The organism is Terriglobus sp. 2YAB30_2, from assembly GCF_052114765.1.
Taxonomy (GTDB): domain Bacteria; phylum Acidobacteriota; class Terriglobia; order Terriglobales; family Acidobacteriaceae; genus Terriglobus.
Genome location: NZ_JBFRFJ010000001.1, coordinates 382,147 through 404,734 on the forward strand (window position 1 = coordinate 382,147; position 22,588 = coordinate 404,734).

The window sequence follows — 22,588 nt, forward strand, 5'->3', positions numbered from 1 at the left end:
GCATTTGGCAACGTCTGTATTCGGGGCGTAAGATTTCACGCCGGAAGTAAAGCAGTACGCAGTCGGCAGTACCGCAGTACGTCGTTGAAGGAATTAGAAAGGTAATACCGCATGAAGAAAACAATCCGTTTTGTTATGCCGCTCGCAGCAGCGGCCATCCTTGCCAGCTCCTCGGTTATGACGCTGGCCCAGCAGACCCAGTCCCCTACCGCCGCGCAGTACAACGGCTCGTTCGCAGGCTCTCCGGAACAGGAGCAGGCCTACAAGGACGGCATGGAGGCGGCCAAACTGGATACGCTGGCCAAGCGTAAGATCGACCCCACCAGCTCGCACCTGTACAAGAACCCGCCTGCCCGCGTGAAGAAGGATCAGCGTGATGCATATCGCTCTGCCTTCACCTCCGGCTACAGCAAGGCGATCAACGATGCGAAGGCAAACGGCGGTTTCTAACGCAAGGAAAGCAGAAAACAAAAAGGCCCCATCACGGGGCCTTTTTTACTGTGTCTGGATGATTACTGCTCGATGATGCGGGCGACTACATCGTAGTCATGCGATTCGGTGATCTCCGCGCGATAGAAGGTGCCGGGAACCAACGCCTCGTGCGGCCCAAAGTCATTGATGAGCACCTTACCGTCGATCTCAGGAGCATGCAGCATGGTGCGTGCGTCCCACAGCAAAGGTGTCTCTTCATTCGGACCCTCGACCAGAATCTCGACTTCGCGTCCCACCCAGGCCTTCTTTGCCTTGGTGCTGAGCTTCTGCTGCAGGCGCATCAGCTTGCGGCGGCGCGACTCGATCGTGCGCGAAGGCACCTTCTCGTCCAGATCGAAGGCCTTGGCGCCTTCTTCATCTGAGTAAGAGAAGACACCCAGCCAGTCGATTTGTGCCTTCTGGATAAAATCCATCAGCTCTTCGAACTCAGCATCGGTCTCACCGGGGAAGCCGACGATGAAGCTGGTCCGCAGCACGATGCCGGGTACGGTTGCGCGGGCGCGTTCGATCATCTTCAGGAAGATGTCGCCGGAACCGCCACGCTTCATACGCTTCAAGGCAGTAGGCGAGGCGTGCTGCAGCGGAACATCCAGGTACTTGGAGATGTTGTCGTGCTTCGCGATGGTCTCGAGAAGAAGAGGTGTGACTTTGTTGGGATAGGCGTAGAGGAATCGCAGCCACTTGATGCCGCCGATGCCGGGAACGTTGATCTGTGCCAGGGCATCGAGTAGTTGTGCCAGACCGTCCTTCAGGCCGAGGTCTTCGCCGTAGCAGGTGGTGTCCTGGCCGATCAGCGTAATCTCGCGGACACCCTGCTTCACCAGCGACTCGGCTTCGGTAATGATCGACGACATCCGGCGTGAGCGGAATTTGCCGCGGAGCTGCGGAATGATGCAGAAGGTGCAGGGGTGATCGCAGCCCTCGGCGATCTTGATATATGCCGAGGCCTTCGGTGTGGTGAGAATGCGCGGTGTCTCGTCAGAGTAGAGATACTCAGGCAGGGAAGGCGATGCGCCATCCCATGCATCGCGGCTGAAACGGCCCTGCTCTTCACGCAGATCGCCTTCAGGACGGGAGTGCTTCTTCACCGCCGATGGAGCGCGGTCGATCAACTCAGACTCGAGTGACGGCATTGCATTGATGATGTTGAAGGGTGAAGGCTCTTGTTTGACTGGAGCCATGCCTGCGGCTGCGAGTACGGCTTCCAACTCACCCGTGCCGATGACGGCATCGACTTCGGGGATGTTCTTGCGGATCTCATCGCGATAGCGCTCGACCAGGCAGCCGGCGACGATGAGCTTCTGCGCGCGGCCCGCGGTCTTGTGTTGAGCCATCTCCAGGATGGCGTTGACGGACTCCTGCTTGGCAGAGTCGATGAAGCTGCATGTGTTTACGACGATGATGTCGGCTTGTTCTGCATGAGGTGTCAGCTCGGCGCCTGCGTGGTGCAGCAGGCCCATCATGACTTCAGAGTCGACCAGGTTCTTCGGGCAGCCGAGGGAGACAAATCCGATACGTGTTTTTTGCGTCGCGGTGTCGCGGTCGAGCACAGCTTCAGACGCGAAATCGCCAGATTTTACAGGGGTAGGCACCTTAATATTCTACCCTGATTTCCACCGCTTTCCGGAACGCCTCGGTGTGTCATCAGCAGGCTTCTCGAAACACTGCTAAACTAAACAAGTGCCGGGACCTACGCGACGTAATCCCGCGAACCCCGCCAGGTCCGGAAGGAAGCAACGGTAACGGGCCAGTACGTGCGCAGTAGGCTCCCCGGTACTCTTCAAAGCACTCTTCAGTTGTCTCCCCCACTCTACAATCCATCGCTGGTTCGATATCCTTCCTACTGGAAGTGTGAGGTGACCGTTTGTCTCTTGAGTTGAAGCCACACGTCAGCGTGCGGGCGAAGATCAGTTCTCTTGGAACCTATGTCCCCCCTCGGCTGTTGACCAATGCCGATCTGGAGAAGATGGTCGAAACCAACGACCAGTGGATCGTGGAGCGCACGGGCATTCGTGAGCGTCACATTGTGGACAAGGGCATAGCAACCAGCGATCTGGCGGCAGAGGCGGCGAAGAGGTGCCTGGAGGCGCGTGGAGTCTCTCCTCAGGAGGTCGACGCCATCATCGTCGCCACCGTGACTCCCGACATGATGTTCCCCTCCACGGCCTGCCTGGTGCAAAACAAGCTGGGTGCTCGCGGTGCATGGGGCTTCGACTTGTCTGCAGCCTGCTCCGGCTTCCCGTATGCCTTGCAGGTGGGCGCCAAGCTGGTGGAGAGCGGCGCTCACAAGAAGGTACTGGTCATCGGCGCCGATACGATGTCATCCATCCTCGACTACACCGACCGTACGACCTGCATCCTCTTCGGTGATGGCGCGGGTGCTGTACTGATTGAGCCTTGTGAGGGCGATGAGGTTGGCCTGATCGACTTCTGGCATGAGATTGACGGTGCCGGCGGAGTTTCGCTCAACATGCCCGGCGGCGGCAGCCTTCACCCCTCCAGTCACGAGACCATCGACCAGAAGATGCACTATGTGCATCAGGATGGCCAGGCGGTTTATAAGTTTGCGGTACGCAAAATGGCAGAGGCGGCCGAGGCTGTGCTCACGCGTAATAACGTGAAGGGCGAAGAGCTTGGCTGCTTTATTCCGCACCAGGCGAACAAGCGCATCATCCTGTCGACCGCGGATCGTCTCGGTATGCCCGAAGATCGGGTCATCATCAACATCGACCGTTACGGCAACACGACTGCCGGCACGATTCCCCTTGCCATGGGAACGGCCGTGGAAGAAAAACGGCTGAAGAAGGGCGACCTGGTACTGCTGGCTTCCGTTGGAGCAGGATTTACCGTTGCTTCCACGCTTCTGCGCTGGGAGATCTAGCACGGAGACAAATGACGCCGGCGCTTCAAAAGAAGCGCCGGCACATATTTTTAACCCGCTAGAGCATTTTCCCTGTTGCTGGGTGGCCCGGAACGGGTGTGCAGCGGCGTTTTCATTGCGGAAAACGCCCATAGATACGGGATCCCTACACTACACCTACAGGGAAAATGCTCCTAACTCTGAAAGCACGCCAGATGATTGTCAGCGTCATCGATATCACTGAATCAAGGTAGTCTGTTGTCATTCATGCGCCGATTCTGGGCTCATCTGCGGCTGGCTGCGCGCAACGGCTTTTACCACGACGTCTTTGGCACGGCCAAGGGCTGTGCCTATTCCGCTATCTTTGCGGTGTTCCCCGCACTCATCGTCACTGCCGCTGTGATCGCGCGGCTACCGGACAGCTCTCTCTTCCGGCAGCAGTTTTCTCTGATCTTTGACCGGGTACTGCCGCCGCAGGTACTGGGATTGCTGGCGTCGTACTTTCGGCATACCAGCGAGACGAGCGCAGGGTTGCCGGTGGGTGCTTCCATCGTGAGCCTGACCGGTGCTTCCGGCGTCCTGCTGACGCTGATGGAAGGCTTTCGCCGGGCCTACGATGTTCCCCAGGGAACATGGGGCTTCTGGAGACGGCGCGTCACCTCGTTTGTGCTGGTGCCGATCTCGGTGCTGCCGCTCGGCCTCGCCAGCGTGCTGGTCGTCTTCGGCCATTACATCGCTCTCTGGTTTTACGTGCTTGCCCCTTACCATTCACGCGACATCATCTACTTCGTTGCAACTGCCGCACGTTGGGTGATCGCCCTTACGGGTACGGTAAGCATTTTGTCGTTCATCTATCACTTCGGCACGCCGAGTTCGGTTTCGTGGCGGCGAACCTTGCCGGGAGCTCTGTTCGCGACGCTGCTCTGGTTCGCATCAACCCTCGGGTTCGGATGGTATGTCACGCACTTTGCCAACTACTCGCGGGTCTACGGATCGCTGGGCGCGGGCATTGCACTGCTGGTCTGGCTATATCTGGCGAGCATCAGCGTCCTGCTTGGATCAGAGCTCAATGCCGTGCGTCAAGCACATCACGCTCTGGCGCATCGCATGGCCAGCAGTCCACATCACGACCGATAATTATTGTGGTCGAACCAGCCACAAGGGCAAAGCAGGTAGAATGACTGCGGACCACTGCTGTATTGCCGCACCATAGGGGACTGAATCGCACATGTTGAATGGTTTGAGCCTGGGAGAGAGCGGCCAGCGCCGCGCTAAGATTGTCGCAACGCTGGGACCCACGTCGAGTGATGAGCTCATCTTCGGACAACTCGTCCGTGCCGGGCTTGATGTTGCCCGCCTGAATTTTTCACATGGCACCCATGCCCAGAAAGCCGAACTGATCCGGATGGTCCGCCGCGTCTCTCAGCAGGAGAAGAAGGCCATCTGCATCCTGGCTGACCTGCAGGGGCCGAAGATCCGTACCGGCAAGCTGAAGGGCGGCAAGCCCGTTCTGCTGGAGCAGGGAAAGCTGCTCACGATCTCCCCGAAGATCAAGGAAGGCACGGCAGCGGCCGTTGGAACTACCTTCACTACGCTGGCAGAGAACCTCGAGCCCGGCGCCCGCATCCTGCTGAGCGACGGCCTGATCGAGCTGATCGTCCGCGAGGTCAATGGCGAGGACGTAGTCTGCGACATCCTCAATGGCGGCATGCTCGGCGAGAACAAGGGCATTAACCTCCCCGGCATTCCGGTGAAGGTTCCCTCGCTGACCGAGAAGGATGAGGAAGACCTGGAATTTGCGATTGGCGAAGGCGTCGATACGGTCGCGGTCTCGTTTGTCCGCACGGCGGACGATGTGCGTCACGTAAAGACCCGGCTGGCTGCGTTGAAGAGCGATGCCTGGATCATTGCCAAGCTGGAAAAGCCACAGGCGATCGAGCACCTGGACTCGATCCTGGAAGTCGCCGACGGCATCATGGTGGCCCGCGGCGATCTGGGTGTTGAGGTCCCGCCGGAGAAGGTTCCCGCGATCCAGAAGCACATCATTACCAAGGCGAATGAGGCACGTAAGCCGGTCATTACGGCAACCCAGATGCTGGAGTCGATGATCGAGAATCCTCGCCCGACCCGCGCCGAAGCCAGCGACGTCGCCAATGCAATCTACGATGGCACCGACGCTGTGATGCTCTCGGCCGAGACTGCAAACGGCAAGTATCCGGTCAGTGCGGTGGCTATGATGGCCAAGATTGTCGTCGAGACGGAGCTGCAGATCCGCGACAATCCTGTGCCTAAGGTCCGTTCTTCACGCCGCGGAGCGTTATCGGTTACTGAGACCATCTGCGAGTGCATGGCCCTGGCTGCCCAGGATCTTGCCCTGACCGCAATCGCAATCTTTACGGAGAGCGGTTATTCGGGCCGCCTGCTGTCGAAGTATCGTCCGGAGACCCCGATCTACGTTCTCTCGCCGGATCAGGCGGTCATCAACCGCTCAATGCTGCTGTGGGGCACGACGCCGGTACTCTGTGCCCGTTTCCATGACACCGACGTTCTGGTCAGCATGGCCGACGACATTCTGCGCGATGCCGGCTATGTGCAGGATCGTCAGATTCTCGGCATTGTCGCCGGTACCCGCACTAAGTCCGGAGGCACGAACTTCATGCGTCTGCATATGGTCGGTGACCAGGAGTCGACTCTTTCGCTTTCTAAAAAGAAGTCCAAGAAAGACAAGACGAAGGACAAGGCTAAAGGGAAGTCGAAGTCCAAGAAGAAGTAAGCCGAGTCATCCGGGGGATGACTCGCATGGACTTCGCAGGCAACAGGCTATCCATGTAGGATGGCAGAAGGAGATTATTACCGCGATGTCGCACGCACAGAACACTTTCATCGACCGCTACTGGCAGGTATTCCTTATCCTCTTCGGCGTTTTCTTTGCCTTCCTGTGCGGTACTTTCAAGTAGAGCTCATGATCGCGCCCGCGTCCGATACTCCGGATGCGGGCGTTTGTATTTAAGCCCATCTTTCCTCACATCGAACTTTCCATAAAATATCCGGATGGGCCGTATCCGTGTGCTGTCAGACCAGGTAGCGAACCAGATTGCTGCCGGTGAGGTGGTAGAGCGTCCAGCCTCCGTCGTTAAGGAACTGCTGGAGAACGCGCTCGATGCTCGCGCTACGCGGATCCGCATCGAGGTCGAAGCAGGCGGGCGCAAGCTCATCCGCATCTCCGATGACGGACATGGCATGGGGCGCGATGACTCTTTGCTCGCCTTCGAGCGGCATGCGACCTCCAAGCTGCGCAGCTCCGATGACCTGCTGCAGATTGCCACCCTTGGCTTCCGTGGTGAGGCGCTGCCTTCTATCGCCTCAGTCTCCCGGTTGACGATGGAGACCCGCGCTCCAGAAGACGAAGCCGGCACGCTAGTAGAGATCGCGGGCGGCAAGCTCCTGCGGGTGGAGGATCTCGGGCGGCCGGCAGGCACGACCCTGACGATCCGGGATCTGTTCTTCAATACTCCGGCACGCCGGAAGTTCCTGCGTAGCGAATCGACTGAGCTACAGCATGTCGCTGCCCTGGTGACGCACTACGCCCTGGCGAATCCGACAAAGCACTTTGAGCTGCATTCGGCAACGCATGCCCTGCTGGTGGCTCCTGCGGTGACCTCCGCAGCCGACCGCATGTTCCAGATCTTCGGCCGCGAGACCGTGGACCAGATGATTCCTGTCGCTGCCGAGACTGACTTTGCCCGCGTCGGTATTCCGGAGCCGCCGCCATGGAAGCGGGACGAGAACTATGAGCCGCCCGAGCCGGGAGTGATGCGCATAAGTGGCTTTGTTTCAAAGCCGGAACTGCAAAAGCTCAACCGTAACTCGATCTATGTTTTTGTGAATGGGCGGCTGATTCGCGACCGTCTGGTGCTGCATGCCCTGTCGGAGGCCTATCGCAATGTCATCCCACCGACCAGCTTCCCGGTGGTGCTGCTGTTTCTCGATGTTCCGCCGGCCGAGGTGGACGTGAATGTTCATCCGGCGAAGACGGAGGTCCGTTTCCGGCAGCAGTCGATCGTGCATGACTTCCTGCGCGACTCGGTCCGTACCGCGTTGATGGCGGCACGGCCGGTGATGAGTTTTGCGATGGCGCTCACGGACTCGCCCCTGGCGGCCGAGGCACTGCGCATCGACGTCAGTCCCATGCCGGGTGCGCCTGATCTTCCTCCAGCGTCCGAAGGAGATCCGCAGGCGAGTGATGCGGCGGCGTTTTCGCTGCAGGCAGATCCGTTTCTCGCGACCGAGCAACGCATTGTCTTCCCTCAGACGGAGGCTCCGGTTGATGAGCCGCCATTTCTGCGGGAACCGGAACAGCGGGTCTCGGGGCGGCACTCCTGCTCTTCAGCGACGCCGGAGGAAGGCGAAGAACGCCCCGAGACACTACATTCGCTGGCGACATTGCGGGCTGTAGGGCAGTTACGCAATTCCTTCATCCTGGCGGTGAATGAAGACGGTCTTTGGATCATCGATCAGCACGTCGCTCATGAGCGTGTTCTGTTTGAGAAGATCCTGCGTGAGCGCCGTACCGAGTCGGTGCAGCGGCAAAGGCTGCTGATGCCGCTGCTGGTCGATCTGCAGCCGGCGCAGATGCTTGCTTTCGCGGATCTGGCCGATGAGCTGGACCGCAACGGCTTTGAAGCCGAGCCCTTTGGTCCGCGAACTCTGGCTGTCAAAGCGGCTCCGGTTGGCCTCGAGGGCAAAGAGTTGGAGCATCTGCTGGACGAGGTGCTGGCGGATGATCGCACAGGGCAGGTTGAGAATGCCGAAGCACGCCGCACCAGGATTGCCGCGTCGATTGCGTGCCATGCGGCGATCAAGATCAATATGCCGCTCGATCCGGCAAAGATTGAGTGGCTGCTGGCAGAGCTCGCGAAGACGCAACATCCGACAAGCTGCCCGCATGGACGGCCGATCGCGTTGCGTTATTCGCTGAAGGAGATTCAGCGGGCCTTCAACCGTATCTGAGCTCCGTTGTCATTGCTGATTGCATGATTCAGTGCGGGCTAGAGCATTTTCCCTGTAGGTGTAGCGCGGGCTTCCGCATCTATGGGCGTTTTCGGCAATGAAAACGCCACAGCACGTTCCTTGCGGGGTACCCCGCAACAGGGAAAACGCTCTAAAGTTCATCCTGACGGCTCCAGACGCGGCACTGGACAGCAATTGCCGATAGACTTAAAAGGTTATGACTCGTGAGCAATTGGATCTTGCGCGGCGTCGCGCCTTTGGGCTGGACAGCAATGCGCTTTTAATTTTGGAAGACGCCCGTGCGTGGGTTGACCGCATGGGACTCGTTCTGTGGACGCCGAAGACGCAGCTTGCTGCACCCGCCCCCGTCTTCGTTTCGGCGGTAAGTGGAGTTGCGGAACCTGGAGTGGCCGAGGCAGAGGCTGCAAAACAGATGCTGGGCCGTCTGGTTCGTGAGGGAGCAGCGGTGCCGTTACTCCTCCTTGGAGGCGCCGCCCCCGGGGATATCCCGGATTTTGTCGTGAGCGCAGCCGCGCTGCCGTATCTCTACACGCTGCGTGGCGACAAGAACTGGAAGGCAGCTCCGGCGGCATCGTCGCTTTCGCCACTCGCACTGAAGGTTTGGAGCGTGTTGAAGTCCAAGGGGCCGCAGACTGTCTCCAACCTGCTTCCGGAGCTTGGCCGCGAGCTGACGCACGCCGCCGTGCTGCGTGCGCTTAGCGACTTGTGGGCCATGCTGCGCGTGATCCCGGTGTACCAGGATGGGGACCAAGAGACCGAGTGGGAGCTGCTTACAGCGCGGTTTACCAAGCAGATCAAAGCCGGTGGCAATGCTGGTGTGCCGACGGCCCTCTCGGCAATGATCTCGCTGTATCTGAGCGCGGCGCTGGTTGCGGAGCTCGATGAGATTGAGGTGTTTCTCTCGCCTCTGGTAGCGCGTTCAAAGGTGCGTGATGCGGTGAGCGGCTTGAATGCCGCCCGTCAGCTTGATGAAGTGGTGCTCGAAGGCAAGACGCTGCTGAACATTCGCGGCGAGCTGCCGGAGATGCCGGAGATTGTTCCTGTCGAAGTGACCTCCGAAGAAGGCGAAGAAGGTGTCGATGTGGGTGATGTCGGCGAGTCTGAGCCTGATCGTGAGGGCCTGCTCGAACGCGCTCGTCAGCGTACCGAAAAGACCTTTGCCGCAGACCGCCGTCCCACGGAGCGCAGGCCGTCCGGAGAAGGTGAGCGCCCTGCCCGCAGAAGCTTCCGCACCGACCAAGGCACTGCCGGTGGTGAGCGTAAACCGTTCCGCCCCCGCGAAGCCGGTGAAGGCAGTGAGCGGCCAGCCCGCCGCAGCTTTGGTGGAGGTCGCGACCGCAAGCCTTTCCAGCGCAAGCCATTCGATGGTGAGCGTAAGCCTTTCCGCCCGCGCGAGGCGGGTGAAGGCGGTGAGCGTCCAGCCCGTCGCAGCTTTGGCGGCGATGGTGAGCGTAAGCCTTTCCGTCCACGTGAGGAAGGCGCAGGCGGTGAGCGTCCAGCGCGTCGCAGCTTCGGCGGCGACCGCGATCGCAAGCCATTCCAGCGCAAGCCGTTTGACGGTGAACGTAAGCCTTTCCGTCCGCGTGAAGCGGGCGAAGGCGGCGAACGTCCAGCCCGCCGCAGTTTCGGTGGAGACGGCGAGCGCAAGCCGTATTCGCGTAAGCCGTTCGATGGTGAGCGTAAGCCTTTCCGTCCGCGTGAAGCGGGCGAAGGCGGTGAACGTCCAGCCCGCCGCAGTTCCGGTGGCGACGGTGAGCGCAAGCCGTATTCGCGTAAGCCGTTTGATGGTGAGCGTAAGCCTTTCCGTCCGCGTGAAGCGGGCGCAGGCGGTGAGCGTCCAGCCCGTCGCAGCTTTGGCGGCGACGGTGAGCGCAAGCCGTATTCGCGTAAGCCGTTCGATGGTGAGCGTAAGCCTTTCCGTCCGCGTGAAGCGGGTGAAGGCGGTGAGCGTCCAGCCCGTCGTAGCTTTGGCGGTGACCGCGATCGCAAACCTTTCCAGCGCAAACCGTTCGATGGTGAGCGTAAGCCTTTCCGTCCGCGTGAAGCGGGCGAAGGCGGCGAACGCCCGGCACGCCGCAGCTTTGGCGGCGATGGTGACCGCAAGCCGTTCCAGCGCAAGCCATTTGATGGTGAGCGGAAGCCTTTCCGCAAGCGTGAGGAAGGAGCGGGTAGCGAACGTCCGGCACGGCGCAGCTTTGGCGGTGATAGTGACCGCAAGCCGTTCCAGCGCAAACCGTTTGACGGTGAGCGCAAGCCGTTCCGCAAGCGCGAAGAAGGAGCGGGAGAAGATCGTCCGCGCCGTACCTTCAAGGCTGACGGCGGTAAGCCTTCCTTCGGTGCCAAGAAGTTCGGAGGAGCTCCAAAGAAGTTTGGCGGAGCGCCCAAGAAGTTCGGGTCGAAGCCAGGTGGAAAGTCCGGAGTTCCAAAGAAGTTCGGCAAGCCCGGAGCCGCGAAGCCGTTCCGTAAAAAGAGTGATGAGTAATGGTGGATCGCAAGCCCGTCGTAGCCATTGACGGACCATCCGGCGCCGGTAAAAGCACTATCGCCACGTTTCTCGCAAAGCGCTTCGGCCTGTTGAACCTGGAAAGCGGTGCAATGTACCGCGCTGTCGCGTTGAAGGCTCTTCGTCTGGGGCTCCCCCTGGACGATGAGCCGGCGCTCTCTTCTATGGCAGAGACCATGGTCATCGAGCTGCAGCCGACCGAGAATGGGAACCAGGTGCTTCTGGATGGAGAAGATGTCACCGCTCAGTTGCGAGAGAAGGATGTAACCCAGGCCGCCTCAAGGGTTAGTGTTCATCCCAAAGTCCGTGCCCTGATGGTTGCCGCGCAACAGCGGATGGGAGCGCAGGGTGGGGTGGTCATGGAAGGCCGCGACATCGGCACGGTCGTCTTTCCGAAGGCCGAGGTGAAGATCTTTCTTGATGCCTCGGCGGACGCACGCGGACACCGCCGTTTCGTGCAGACCGGTCCCAGCGAAGGCCAACCGACCGAAGATGCGGTCAAGAATGAGCTGCGGGAGCGCGATGAGCGCGACCGTAATCGCGCCGAATCACCGCTGAAGCCTGCCGAAGATGCTGTGCTGGTGGACTCCACCACGCTGACGCTGGATGAGCTTAAGGCTCGGGCGGAGGCGATTGTGCTGGAGAAGTGGCGGCGATAGAGGTCGTTTCGGCGATAGCGACCGTTTCAAGAATCTGCCGATCAGATGGAGGAAGCACGCGATTGGATCGCGTCAACATCCAGATGAGCACCACTAGACCAAGAAGGCCGTACAGCACGAACGCGGCGTCTATGACACTCTGCTGACTCAGCAACGAGAGCGGGGCGTTGACGCTGGCGTGAGCCACGGCGAGCACGAAGATATTCCCATTCACGCGCTGCCACAGCGCGGTGAAAAGAAACGACAAGCCGAATACGCCGAACAGAAACGTAGACGCTGTTCGCAGGCCGCTGAGAAGAATGAAAGCGTGCCAGCATCCCCATATCGCCGCGACAATCATGGTTGCGACAACGGTCCGATGACGAGTCATCAGTTGCGGGAGCAGCCACCCGCGCCATCCCAATTCCTCGCCGCATCCGGCGAACACGAACTGAAGCAGTGCATGCGCCGCAAACAAGGGCCACGCCTGAGCAGTATGGGTGAGGTCTCGCGGTTTTACTCCAACCACGAGGGCGGCCGCTGCCGTGCAAACTACGCCTGTGGCCAGCAGTAGCGGCACCCAGAGCCATTGCCCGCGCGGATCGAGCTTCCGCAGTAACCCGCCGATGCCCTCTCTTCCGGTCACCAGCATTGCAGCTATCGCCGGCGCGTAGACGACGCCGATTCTCGGAAGGTATTGCGATGCCAGACCCGATGACGACGGCCAAAGCCACAGCAGGCCGTACCCGACCGTATACGCGATCAGGAACGTCAGCAGAACAAATTTCAGGGTGGGGCTTACGTTCCGAAGCATTTTCCCTGTGGGGGTGGTGTAGGGCTACGCATGTATGACGTTTTCCGCAATGAAAACGCGGCTGCACCCTTCTTCCGGCATATCCATTAACAGGGAAAATGCTTAGCCGTTCGATTGGAGTCCAACGACAAAGCCTGCTTACATGGCGGGCGGGTGGTGGATGTCGATCTCCTCGGGATCAGAGGATTCTTTCGGATTGACGAGGTCGCGCAGTTCCTTGGCCGGCTTGAAGTACGGCACCCGCTTTGCCGGGACGTCGACCTTGGCTCCGGTCTTCGGATTACGGCCGATGCGTGGCTTTCTCTGGCGCGTGCGGAACGATCCGAAGCCGCGAATCTCGATCTTGTCGCCGGTTTTGAGGGCGCCGATCACGGAGTCAAAGAGGGTATCGACGATGATTTCGCCGTCGCGGCGGGTCAGATCTCCGAGAGCGGTGACTTTTTCAACGAGGTCGGCCTTGGTCATCGGCATCCTTTCGGGGCTTGCGTGTACGGGGGATCCGAAAATCACGCGTAAATGCGAGACAGCTTTAGCTTTACACGTTTTGACGAACGACGGCAGAAGGTGGTTTCAAAGATTTTTGCCGAGTTACTTCCACATGAAATAGAAACCCGGGGCCTCATTCAGCAGTTTGCTCGGGTTTGGGAAGATATCGTCCGGATCGGAGTTCACCAGTGCCGAGAGCAGGCCCGTCTTCTCCTTTCTGGGGCGAACGATGCCAGGCTCGCCCGAGATTCCAACTTCTTTCGCGGTTTCCATCAAAGCGTCGCGGTAGCCACCCTGGCGGTCGATAAGGCCGAGGGGAAGGGCTTGCTCGCCGGTCCAGACCTGTCCTGTCGCCAGGGGCTTGATCTTGTCGTCGGCAACATGGCGCCCTGTAGCGACATCGTGAATGAACTGGACGTGCATGTTGTCGACCAGCGTCTGGAAGTAGGCCTGTTCCTGGGGTGTGAGGTCGCGGGTGGGATTTCCGGCATCTTTCAGCTCGCCGGCCTTGAGAATGACATTCTTCAGCTTGGCCCAGCGCATCAGGTCGCCGTAGTTCATCCACTCCATGATGACGCCGATGGAGCCGACGACCGAGGCCTGATTGGCGTAGATGCGGTCGCAACCGGAGGCAATGTAATAGGCGCCCGATGCACCGACTGACTCAATGCTGGCAATGATCTTTTTGTGCTTCGCCTGTTTGACCCGCAACACCTCGTGATAGATCTCCTGCGAGGCGGCAGCTCCGCCGCCGGGTGAGTTGATGCGCAGGATGATGGCTTTGACGTCGTCATTATCAGCCATCTTGCGGAGCTGCTCATTGAACTTGTCTGACGAAAGGATGACGCCGTCTACTTCAATGACGCCGATCTTGCCGCCGGAACCGAAGCCGCCTGCCGTGGACTCCGTGTCAACGCCGCCGGCTTTGATGACGGCATAGACAAACAGCGAGAAGAGGCAGACCAGGACGACCGCGGCGCCGCCGATGATGCCGATCCAGAACCACGGAGAGCGCGGCCGCCGCGGTGGACGGGCGGCATAGTAGCCGTAGGGCTGCTGCGGTGGCGGAGGAGGAGCGTAGGTATAGGCCTGCCGTGCAGCCGGGGCAGGTTGAGACTGCGGCGGAGGTGGATCCTGTGGCGGCGGGCTCTGGAACTCGTCCTGCATAGATGTCGTTGAGTGTACACCGCAAAACTGCGTCTGAGCGCATATCACTCACGTCTAAAGGAAGAGTATGATAAGCGGCGATAAACCCTTATCATTGCGAAGGCCGGCTATGCAGCACCCGAAGATCAGTATCGTCATCCCTGCGTTCAACGAACAGGCGCGTATTGAAAGAACCCTGGACCGCGTTCTGACGTGTGTGAGCGACCGTGGATGGGATGCTGAGGTACTGGTCGTCGACGACGGCTCAGCCGATCAGACGCCCGCCATCGTCAAGCGGTGGATGGAGCACCATCCGCGCCTGAAGCTCATCCACAATCGCGGCAACCGGGGGAAGGGCTACAGCGTCCGCAACGGACTTCTACAGGCTGCCGGCGAGATGGTGATGTTTACGGATGCCGATCTGTCGGCCCCGATGGAAGAGGCGGAACGGCTGTTTGCGGCCCTGGATGCCGGCGCCGATGTGGCCATCGGTTCGCGCTGGCTGGAACGCCAGCGGCAGACCATCTATCAGCCGCTCTACCGGCGTTTCTTCGGACGCTGCTTCAACGCTATGACGCGGCTGGTGATGGGGCTTCCGTACAAGGACACCCAGTGCGGCTTCAAGGCTTTTCGCCGCAGCGCGGCACAGGTTATCTTCCGCCTGCAGCGCATCGAACGTTGGGGATTCGACCCGGAGATTCTTTTCATCGCCCGCAAGCTCCGTTACGTCGTCCGTGAGGTTCCGGTGACCTGGGGCCACGACGAGCGGTCGCAGATGAGCTACCTGAAAGACGGCGCCAAGATGCTGGAAGAACTGGCCATCATCCGCTGGAACTCGCTGGTCGGACGGTACGACAAAGACATCGCCGCAATGAAAGACACCAGCAGCATGGTCACGCCGCAGGTTGAGCGCCCGGCGCCGGTGGAAGTAGCACGGCGGTAGAAATTCCCGGAAAACAGAGTAAAGCGACAATATTTGTCGCAGCGATGCCTTCGTTGCCCCATTCTTCGCGGAGCGAAGGGTGGGGTATCGAGCGAAGCGAGACCGCTTTGCTTGAGCGAGTTAGCACTGGATCACATTGGAGTCTGCCCCCAATAGACTGAAGAAACCGTCGCGCGAAGCGCGATACCCCATGCTAAGCCCCAGCGAACAAGTTCGCCGGGGACCCCACCCTTTGCTTCGCAAAGAATGGGGCAACGGTGAATGGGTTTTCCCGATTCGCTGTCCTACGAAGCGAATCGGCAGCAGTTGATCCAGCACGTTGTCGGCTGGGTAAGCAGACCGCCATTGCTAAATCGCCGAAAGAACTCTCCCAGAGCCTGTATAAACGCTGCATGGCGCGGGTCGCCGGACAGGGGAGCCATGGAGTACGACATCGCCTGGCCGGTCAGGGCATCCAGCGTCATCTTCTGCTCACCGGGAATGGCAGTCTGGCAAACCTCTCCTCCAGGAAAGAGCGTTTCCAGCTTGTCATGCACGCGATAGCCATCGCGGACGTAGGGATAGTCGGTTCCGTGCGTGGTTAGCAGAGACTCAAAGGCCTGTGAGAGAGGTGAGTCATCCTTGGCGCGCCCGATGCTGACGAGGGCCACCCAGCGCCCAGGTTTGAGGATGCGCCGAAACTCCGGAAGCGCCCGTGCGTGATCGAACCAATGAAAGGCTCTGCCTGCCGCTATCAGATCGACGGAGCGGTCAGGGAGCGTTGTTGCTTCCGCGGTGGCGTCGATCACGGTGAGGTTCGGATGGCCGCCGTACTGCATCGCGCAGGCAGCCCGCATCTCGGCGTTCGGCTCGATGGCGATGGTTGGATTGCCGTTGTTGAGGAAGAGCTCGGTCAGCATGCCGGTGCCGGCGCCGATATCGGCAATCGTGTCGCCAGATCTCAGGCCGGTCCAGTCGCGCAAAATATGCATGACCTCGGCTGCGGGATAGCTGAGCCGGTACTGTTGATAGGCGGCAGCACGACCTGTGAAGCGTTCTGTATGGCCCATGGCTGGTTCCAAGTAAGTACGGTCTGTTAGTTGCTCCGCCGGCTCATGGCCGAATGGATGCTAGCGCGACTTCCGCCAGCGATTCAGGGCGAAGAGGAAGTAGGCCGCCTGGATTCCCAGGACAAACGCATAGGCAAGGACAAGGTGACGATGCGCCATCTTAGATAGCCTCCTGCAGTTCCGCCAGACGTTCCCGGCGTGCACTGATGAGGCGGAAGCCGATCATGACGCAGCCCCAGAGAAACCAGCCGGCGAGATTCCAAAGGAAGGCTGGGTACATGGACTTATCCAGGCCCGCACCGTCGCCTCCGCCGAAGACAGGGGACGGATGCTGGGTGCGGAACCAGCGGATGGAGTAGTAGACGATCGGGACATCCACGGCCGCGAAGACCGAGAGAACGGATGCGAGGGTTGATGTCTGCCCCGGAGGCGAAAAACGACGCAGCAGCAGGTAGCTGACGTACAGCAGCCACAATAGAAGAAAGGTGGTCAGGCGTTCATCCCATGTCCACCAGATGCCCCAGGCGACGCGTCCCCACAGAGAGCCGGTGACCAGGCCGATGGTGCAGTAGACGGTCGTGATTTCGGCTCCGGCAAGAGCCAGCGCATCCCACGCCGCGGCCTTGATCTCATCCTTACGACGGAAGTAGAGATAGCCAAGCGCGCCGATCAAATTTACGTACGGGAAGCAGAGCGCGGAGATGGCCGAAGGGACGTGGTAGTAAAAGATGCGGTAGACCTCTCCCTGCTGGGCATCGACAGGGGCAACCATCGCCTTCTGAAAGCCAACGATCAGAATGAGAAGAGTCGCGAGAAAGAGTGCGATTCCGGATGCTTTTTTCAGGCCTTGCACGGTGTCATCAGTGTACCAACGTAAACCCGTGCCATTCAGGCGACGGCCCACATTGTGTGCGCTAAGCGAACAACCTGGGCTAAGGGATCAGACAGAGTGGGTGTATCGACGAATTTCAGTGAGCCAATGTTCTCGTTGCCCCATTCTTCGCGGCTTTCTCGGGAAGGGGTGGGGTTCCTGGCGAACTTGTTTCCGGTCCATTGGTTATTCCGAATGGGATTTCACGCCCTGAGCTTTACTCCGCCGAAAGGATGGTCTCAAACAGCAGCAGCGAGACGGTGGTGTAGACCGTGTCATAGATGAGAAGAATCCGCAGAGCCGATTGTGGTTCGGTCTCTCCCGTCAGGATTCCGGTAGCCGCCGAAATCATGGCGAGCAGTGCCGGCAGAGCGATGGGGAAGAGGATAAGCGGCAGAAGGAGCTCCCGGCTACGGGCACGCAGACCCAGCGCGGCAAAGAAAGTGCCGTTCACGACGATCGCCCAGGTGCCCAGAGGGAGCAGGGCAAGCAGCATGCTCGCTTGGCCTAAGATGTGCAAATTGAAAAAGATAAAGAATATCGGTGCAAGTATTACTTCCACAATCGTGACAAACAGAAAGTTCGCCAGAGCCTTGCCGAGGAAGAGTGCGGAGGGTGGTGAGGGTGACATCCGCTGGGCATCGAGGACGCCGTTCCGCATCTCGCGCGACCAGGACTGGTTCAAGGCTGTAGTGGAGGCAAAGAGCAGGCCGACCCAGAGCAGACCTCCGGCGATCTGCCGGGCGAGTGTCGGCTGCGAGGTGGGGTCAAAGGCCAGCGAAAAGACGACGACGATCAGCAGAGTGAAGAAGAGCATGCCCATCAGGGCATCGCGTGAGCGGAACTCGAGCAGGAGCTCCTTTTCGAGGTGCAGCCAGACGGTGCGGAGATAGTTCATGCCTGCTGCACCGGGGCTTTCGTGAGGTCGACGATCTCAGCTCCGGAGGCACGCAGGTAATCCGCTGGGGACAGCAGAAGCTGCATACCGCGCTGCCCGGCGGAGACGGAGATGCGGTCCCAGAGCTCAAGCGTCTCATCGGCGAAGGCACGGAAGGCCTTCTTTGCGCCCATCACGGTGACACCGCCACGGATGTAGCCGGTGAGGGGTTCGACGTCTTTGAGCGAGGCCAGCTCGGCCTTCTTCTCTCCGGCGGCGGCTGCGAGTTTTTTCAGATCGAGCTCCGCATCGCCGGGGACGACGGCAAAGACGTACTCGCCGGAGTGCAGGCGGGAGAGCAGTGTCTTGTAGACCTGCTCGATCGGCATCTCGATCTTCTTCGCGACGGAGATGGCCGTGAGGTCGTTGGGGTCGACCTCGTAGGTACGGATCTCATAGGAGATGCCCAACTGGTCGAGGATGCGGGCGGCGTTCGTCTTGGAGAGGTTTATTTTAGACACGTGCGAGCTCATTGCGTCCGTGTGGCCTCCATCGAGACAAACTCTCCGGCCTGGATACGCAGGACGTGATCAGCCAGCGGCATGGCCAACTCCGCCTGGTGGGTCGTGAGAACGATGGTGCGGGCGTGGCCGTTGGCCAGCGGCCAGGTGCGGAAGTCTTTCAACAGGTCAAGCATCTGGGCAACGGAATGGACATCCAGATTCGAGAAGGGCTCGTCGAGTAAGAGCATCTCGGGGTCTGCGGAGAGAACTCGCGCCAGCGAAACCCGCTGCCGCATCCCCTGTGAGTACTGGCTGACGGGCTTATTAAGGTGCGGATCGAGACCGACTGCTCGCAGCGCCATCTCGGGGGAGCCGGTACAGGCGCACTCTCCTGAACCCTTGCGCAGGCCGGAGTAATAGGTCAGGTTTTCCATGGCGGTCAGCTCGTCGTAGAGCATGGTGGCGTGGCTCATGTAGGCGACACGGCTCTGCTGCCTGTTGGCCGGTCCGTCAAGGACAGTTAGCCCGCCTCGGGTCGGTATGGAAAGCCCGGCGAGCATGCGCAGCAGGGTGGATTTGCCGGCTCCATTCTCGCCGAGAACAAGATAGACGGCGCCCGCCTCAAGCGTGACCGAAAGGTTCTTCAAGGCGGCGAAGCGGCCATAGAGTTTGGTGACGTTGGTGAGGACGGCAGCTTGCATGCGCTAGGGAGAGTATAGGTGTTTCGGAGAAGCGATGCCCGCCAGGTGCGATGATCCTGATAGGTACGATGATGCTGAGGGGATGCACGATGAAGACAGCGGCGGCAGGAATAGTGCTGGGGATAGTGTGTACGGTCGGAGCGTCAGCGCAGTCAGGCAGAAACGCCGGAAATGCCGAGGTAGCCGAAGCGCGGGCGATCTTCAAACAGCTGATCGAGATCAACACGACGGACTCCGTTGGCAGTGTGACTGCGGCGGCGGAGGCCATGCGGCAGCGATTGCTGGATGCAGGCTTTCCTGCCGCGGACCTGAAGCTGCTTGGACCCAACGACCGCAAGATGAATCTGGTGGCACGTTATCGCGGCAAGCCGGGATCGACGCTGAAGCCGATGCTGGTGATCTGCCACCTGGATGTGGTGGAGGCGAACCGCTCCGACTGGACGACCGATCCGTTTGTCTTTACGGAGAAGGACGGCTACTTCTACGGCCGCGGAACGTATGACGTCAAAGACGGAGACGCCGCAGCCATAGAGGCATTCCTGCGCATGAAGCGTGATGGCTTTGTGCCCAGCCGCGACATCATTCTGGCGTTGACCGCTGACGAAGAAGGGGGCGCCTCGAACGGTGTGGGCTGGTTAATGCAGCATCATCCGGAAGAAATGCAGGCCGAGTTCGTTATCAATCCCGATGGCGGCGGCATGACGACCGTGAACGGCAAACCATACTCGCTCAATGTTGAGGCGACCGAGAAGACCTATGCCGACTACGTCCTGACGGCAACCTCTCCCGGAGGCCACTCCTCGGAGCCGATGCCGGGAAATGCGATCTATCGTCTGGTGGCGGGCCTTGCGAAGGTGGAGAAGTATCAGTTCCCATTCGAGCTGAATGAGGTAACGCGGGCGCAGTTTGCTGCGCTGGCAAAGCTGGATGGCGGACGTCCTGGTGCCGACCGGATGGCCGTCCTGAAGACTCCTCCGGATCCGAGCGCGTTGAAGCGGTTGAACGAGAACCCTGAGATCTATCCTGCGCTGCACACCACCTGTGTGGCGACGATGATCCAGGGAGGACACGCGCCCAATGCTTTGCCGAATAAGGTGCAGGCCAATGTGAACTGCCGCATCCTTCCCGGGCATACGCAGGAGCAGGTGCGGGAGGAGCTGGTTCGTGTGATTGGAGACGCCGAGGTGAAGGTTGCGTATAAGAGCGACGGAGGCCGTGTGAGCGATACCGCTCCCAATCGCGCCAGTGCAGCGCCTCCTCCGCCACTACCGGCAGTCTTCGATCCGCTGAAACAGGTAGCCGGGCAGATGTGGCCGGGGCTGGTGATTGTGCCGTCGATGGAGTTCGGTGCGACTGACTCTATCTACACCATGGCTGCGGGAATGCCGAGTTACGGCATCTCCGGCATGGGAATGGATCGCGACGAGAACCGCGCACATGGGAAGGACGAGCGGATCAAGGCTTCGGATTTCGACGCTGGGTGTGAGTTCTTCTATCGCTATCTAAAAGCGGTCGCGAAGTAGCTCCGAAGAATATTTGGGCTGCGGTCAATCAACGACCGCAGCCCGATATGGTTAGTGAGGTAAGGCAGGGAGATTAGATCCCTGCTCCGCCGCCAACTTTGATGATTTCGCCGGTGATCCAGCGGGCATCTTCAGAGACAAGGAAGGAAGTCGGAAGGGCGATGTCCTCCGGCTGACCGGCACGTCCGAGCGGGGTGATGGAGATGAAGAACTCTTCCTGCGGGGAGCCGGTGACTCCGACCTTCTCGGTGCCCTCCGTGACAACATAGCCGGGGTTGATGGCGTTTACGCGAATCTTCTTCGGCGCGAGCTCCTTCGCGAGCACCTTGGTGATCGTGTCGACCGCTCCCTTGGTTCCGCTGTAGATGCTGGTTGTCGGTGGTGCGAAGGTGCTGGCGATCGAGCTGATGTTCACTACACTGCCGCCCTCGGCCGGGAAGTGCTTAACCGCCTCACGTGTGGCCTGCAGAAGGCCAAGAACGTTGGTGTTGTACTGGCGGGCATACTCTTCTGCGGTGACGTCTTCAAGGGGGACGAACGAATAAACACCGGCGTTGTTGATAAGAATATCGACTTTGCCATAGGCCTTTTTCGCTTCTTCGAAGAGCGTTACGGTCTGGTTATTGTCTGCAACCGAGCCGCCGATGGCGACGGCATTTCCGCCGGCAGCCTTGATCTCGGCGACTACCTTATCCGCACCTTCCTTCGACGAAGCGTAGTTAACAACGACGCTGGCGCCGTCCTTCGCGAGCTGTTTTGCAATGGCAGCGCCAATTCCTTTGCTTGCTCCGGTAACGACGGCAACCTTATTCGATAGTTTTCCCATAAACCCTCCGTGTCGAATGTTGTGAAAGTATTTCGACAGTCATCTAATTGATGTCATGCACCGGGCTAGGATTCATAAAAGTGCGGTTACTAAGACTCGTCTGAAGATTTGCTGATCGCGTAGGCAGGGAGTTGCGCGGCGCGGACTGAACTTTCTTCCAAAAAGAGCGCAGACTTTCCGTGCCGGCGCTCAAGGCGACTGCACAGCATATTCAAGCTTCGAAATATCGCACGTGATCGAGATCCGAAATAAGACCGGACTGCCTCGGATACCATCCCAATAATTTCTGAGTGACTGTACTGGAAGCGGGTATATCGAGACTCAGGAGGTGACCGAGGAAGCCGAAATGTTCAACCGCTTGGTCCGCAGATTTGCTGACTATGGGCAATCGCAAGCGCCGCCCGATAGCCTCAGCAATCTCACGTATCGGCACTGCTTGATCTGCCACCCCGTTGTATGTAGTTCCGGCTGTCCCACTCTCCAGCGCCAGCCGGAAGAGATGAGCAGCATCGAGCCGATGTACTGCAGGCCAGCGATTGTGTCCATCGACCACATATGCTGAAACGCCGCGTTGTCGAGCGGTGGCGATCATCTCCGGGATGAATCCGTTATCGCCTTCGCCATGAACGATTGGAGGAAGGCGAACTACAGAAGCTTGCACACCCAGCGCTGCTACGGTTTGTACTGCTTCTTCTGACGCGGTGCGGGGAATTCCGGCGGAGATGGATTGCGGATCTTCTTCGGTTGCGAGCTGGCCCGCGATGCGCGCCACTCCAGTGCCGGAGGCGGCTATCAGAGGGCGATTCGAGCCGGCGAGCCCGGATCCAAGAGCCTCGATTGCCCGGCGATCAATCTCGCAGCTAGTCGTCCAGTTTGTGAAGTCGTGGACGAAGGCTGTATGGATTACGCCATCGCACATCGATGCTCCAAGACGAAGCCTTTCCTGATCTTCCAGATCACCCATGTGTATCTCGGCGCCCGCAACGGCCAACGACTTTGCTCCCGCAGCAGAGCGCGTGAGTGCTAATACCCGATGTCCCGCATGGACTAATTCCTGAACGATTGCGGAACCGATAAACCCCGTTGCTCCTGTGACGAAAACGCGCACAAGTCCATCCTGTGCTCATTGTATGGGTCGCAAGACTGATTCTCTTACGATCACGTCGAGGCGCCAGCGATACACAGCTAGTCTCCGAAGTCTGACGGTCTCGTTTGGGTTTGGGTAGTTGCAAAAAACGCGAAGGTTGCCTGCCGAAAAAGGTTGCCTTTGCAGCATGAAAGTGGGAAGTGCAACAGGGAGACGATGGAACGCCGTCTGTGATTCG

Annotated in this window: 20 protein-coding genes and 1 other RNA gene; 10 read left to right on the plus strand and 11 right to left on the minus strand. The window is 59.5% G+C overall.

What is annotated here, in order from left to right; genetic code table 11:
• Positions 1–111 precede the first annotated feature (111 nt).
• The gene (locus tag AB4Y89_RS01445; RefSeq protein WP_442299136.1) at positions 112–450 is read left to right on the plus strand and encodes a hypothetical protein; all 339 of its coding nucleotides are present in this window, start codon (positions 112–114) and stop codon (positions 448–450) included.
• Positions 451–512: 62 nt separating this feature from the next.
• Here the strand turns inward: AB4Y89_RS01445 and rimO are convergent, their stop codons facing one another.
• Positions 513–2,042 (minus strand): 30S ribosomal protein S12 methylthiotransferase RimO, encoded by a 1,530-nt coding sequence (gene rimO, locus AB4Y89_RS01450; RefSeq protein WP_442299336.1) that lies wholly within the window; start codon positions 2,040–2,042, stop codon positions 513–515.
• Positions 2,043–2,173: 131 nt separating this feature from the next.
• Here rimO and ffs point away from each other — a divergent pair.
• From ffs to cmk, 7 genes are all read left to right on the plus strand, one after another.
• Positions 2,174–2,271, plus strand: an RNA gene (gene ffs / locus AB4Y89_RS01455) — signal recognition particle sRNA small type.
• 85 nt (positions 2,272–2,356) lie between these two features.
• On the plus strand, positions 2,357–3,373 hold the full coding sequence (locus AB4Y89_RS01460; protein ID WP_442299137.1) for a beta-ketoacyl-ACP synthase III: 1,017 nt from the start codon (positions 2,357–2,359) through the stop codon (positions 3,371–3,373).
• A 246-nt stretch (positions 3,374–3,619) separates the two neighbouring features.
• Complete coding sequence (locus AB4Y89_RS01465) at positions 3,620–4,489, plus strand: YihY/virulence factor BrkB family protein (RefSeq protein ID WP_442299138.1); 870 nt, start codon at positions 3,620–3,622, stop codon at positions 4,487–4,489.
• 91 nt (positions 4,490–4,580) lie between these two features.
• Complete coding sequence (gene pyk, locus AB4Y89_RS01470; protein ID WP_442299139.1) at positions 4,581–6,125, plus strand: pyruvate kinase; 1,545 nt, start codon at positions 4,581–4,583, stop codon at positions 6,123–6,125.
• A 278-nt stretch (positions 6,126–6,403) separates the two neighbouring features.
• Complete coding sequence (gene mutL / locus AB4Y89_RS01475; RefSeq protein WP_442299140.1) at positions 6,404–8,362, plus strand: DNA mismatch repair endonuclease MutL; 1,959 nt, start codon at positions 6,404–6,406, stop codon at positions 8,360–8,362.
• 217 nt (positions 8,363–8,579) lie between these two features.
• The gene (locus AB4Y89_RS01480; protein ID WP_442299141.1) at positions 8,580–10,865 is read left to right on the plus strand and encodes a hypothetical protein; all 2,286 of its coding nucleotides are present in this window, start codon (positions 8,580–8,582) and stop codon (positions 10,863–10,865) included.
• Positions 10,865–11,545 (plus strand): (d)CMP kinase, encoded by a 681-nt coding sequence (gene cmk / locus AB4Y89_RS01485; RefSeq protein WP_442299142.1) that lies wholly within the window; start codon positions 10,865–10,867, stop codon positions 11,543–11,545. Before AB4Y89_RS01480 ends, cmk begins: the two co-directional genes overlap by 1 nt.
• Here cmk and AB4Y89_RS01490 read toward each other — a convergent pair.
• The 3 genes from AB4Y89_RS01490 to sppA form a co-directional block, all read right to left on the minus strand.
• Positions 11,499–12,338, minus strand: a complete 840-nt coding sequence (locus tag AB4Y89_RS01490; protein WP_442299143.1) for a CPBP family intramembrane glutamic endopeptidase — start codon at positions 12,336–12,338, stop codon at positions 11,499–11,501. The two genes, cmk and AB4Y89_RS01490, sit on opposite strands and share 47 nt — an antisense overlap.
• Before the next feature lie 138 nt (positions 12,339–12,476).
• Positions 12,477–12,803, minus strand: coding sequence for an HU family DNA-binding protein (locus AB4Y89_RS01495; protein WP_442299144.1), 327 nt, complete (start codon positions 12,801–12,803; stop codon positions 12,477–12,479).
• A 123-nt stretch (positions 12,804–12,926) separates the two neighbouring features.
• Positions 12,927–13,991, minus strand: a complete 1,065-nt coding sequence (gene sppA, locus AB4Y89_RS01500; protein WP_442299145.1) for a signal peptide peptidase SppA — start codon at positions 13,989–13,991, stop codon at positions 12,927–12,929.
• Between the two features lie 109 nt (positions 13,992–14,100).
• Between sppA and AB4Y89_RS01505 the strand changes: the two genes are divergently transcribed.
• Positions 14,101–14,913 (plus strand): dolichyl-phosphate beta-glucosyltransferase, encoded by an 813-nt coding sequence (locus tag AB4Y89_RS01505; protein ID WP_442299146.1) that lies wholly within the window; start codon positions 14,101–14,103, stop codon positions 14,911–14,913.
• A gap of 284 nt (positions 14,914–15,197) precedes the next feature.
• Here the strand turns inward: AB4Y89_RS01505 and AB4Y89_RS01510 are convergent, their stop codons facing one another.
• The 5 genes from AB4Y89_RS01510 to AB4Y89_RS01530 form a co-directional block, all read right to left on the minus strand.
• Entirely contained in the window at positions 15,198–15,962 is a 765-nt protein-coding gene (locus AB4Y89_RS01510) for a class I SAM-dependent methyltransferase (RefSeq protein ID WP_442299147.1), read from the minus strand.
• A gap of 160 nt (positions 15,963–16,122) precedes the next feature.
• The gene (gene ccsA / locus AB4Y89_RS01515) at positions 16,123–16,815 is read right to left on the minus strand and encodes a cytochrome c biogenesis protein CcsA (protein ID WP_442299148.1); all 693 of its coding nucleotides are present in this window, start codon (positions 16,813–16,815) and stop codon (positions 16,123–16,125) included.
• 235 nt (positions 16,816–17,050) lie between these two features.
• Complete coding sequence (locus tag AB4Y89_RS01520; protein WP_442299149.1) at positions 17,051–17,731, minus strand: heme exporter protein CcmB; 681 nt, start codon at positions 17,729–17,731, stop codon at positions 17,051–17,053.
• Complete coding sequence (gene ybaK / locus AB4Y89_RS01525; RefSeq protein ID WP_442299150.1) at positions 17,728–18,231, minus strand: Cys-tRNA(Pro) deacylase; 504 nt, start codon at positions 18,229–18,231, stop codon at positions 17,728–17,730. Before ybaK ends, AB4Y89_RS01520 begins: the two co-directional genes overlap by 4 nt.
• Positions 18,232–18,239: 8 nt before the next feature.
• Positions 18,240–18,914: an ABC transporter ATP-binding protein gene (locus AB4Y89_RS01530; RefSeq protein ID WP_442299151.1), complete on the minus strand. Its 675-nt coding sequence runs from the start codon at positions 18,912–18,914 to the stop codon at positions 18,240–18,242.
• Positions 18,915–19,003: 89 nt separating this feature from the next.
• Between AB4Y89_RS01530 and AB4Y89_RS01535 the strand changes: the two genes are divergently transcribed.
• Positions 19,004–20,437 carry a M20/M25/M40 family metallo-hydrolase gene (locus AB4Y89_RS01535; RefSeq protein ID WP_442299152.1) on the plus strand — a complete coding sequence of 478 codons (1,434 nt, stop codon included), beginning with the start codon at positions 19,004–19,006 and terminating at the stop codon, positions 20,435–20,437.
• Between the two features lie 73 nt (positions 20,438–20,510).
• Here AB4Y89_RS01535 and AB4Y89_RS01540 read toward each other — a convergent pair whose 3' ends face one another.
• Together AB4Y89_RS01540 and AB4Y89_RS01545 are read right to left on the minus strand one after the other, a co-directional pair.
• Complete coding sequence (locus AB4Y89_RS01540) at positions 20,511–21,263, minus strand: SDR family NAD(P)-dependent oxidoreductase (protein ID WP_442299153.1); 753 nt, start codon at positions 21,261–21,263, stop codon at positions 20,511–20,513.
• A 211-nt stretch (positions 21,264–21,474) separates the two neighbouring features.
• Entirely contained in the window at positions 21,475–22,371 is an 897-nt protein-coding gene (locus AB4Y89_RS01545; protein ID WP_442299154.1) for an SDR family oxidoreductase, read from the minus strand.
• Positions 22,372–22,588 lie beyond the last annotated feature (217 nt).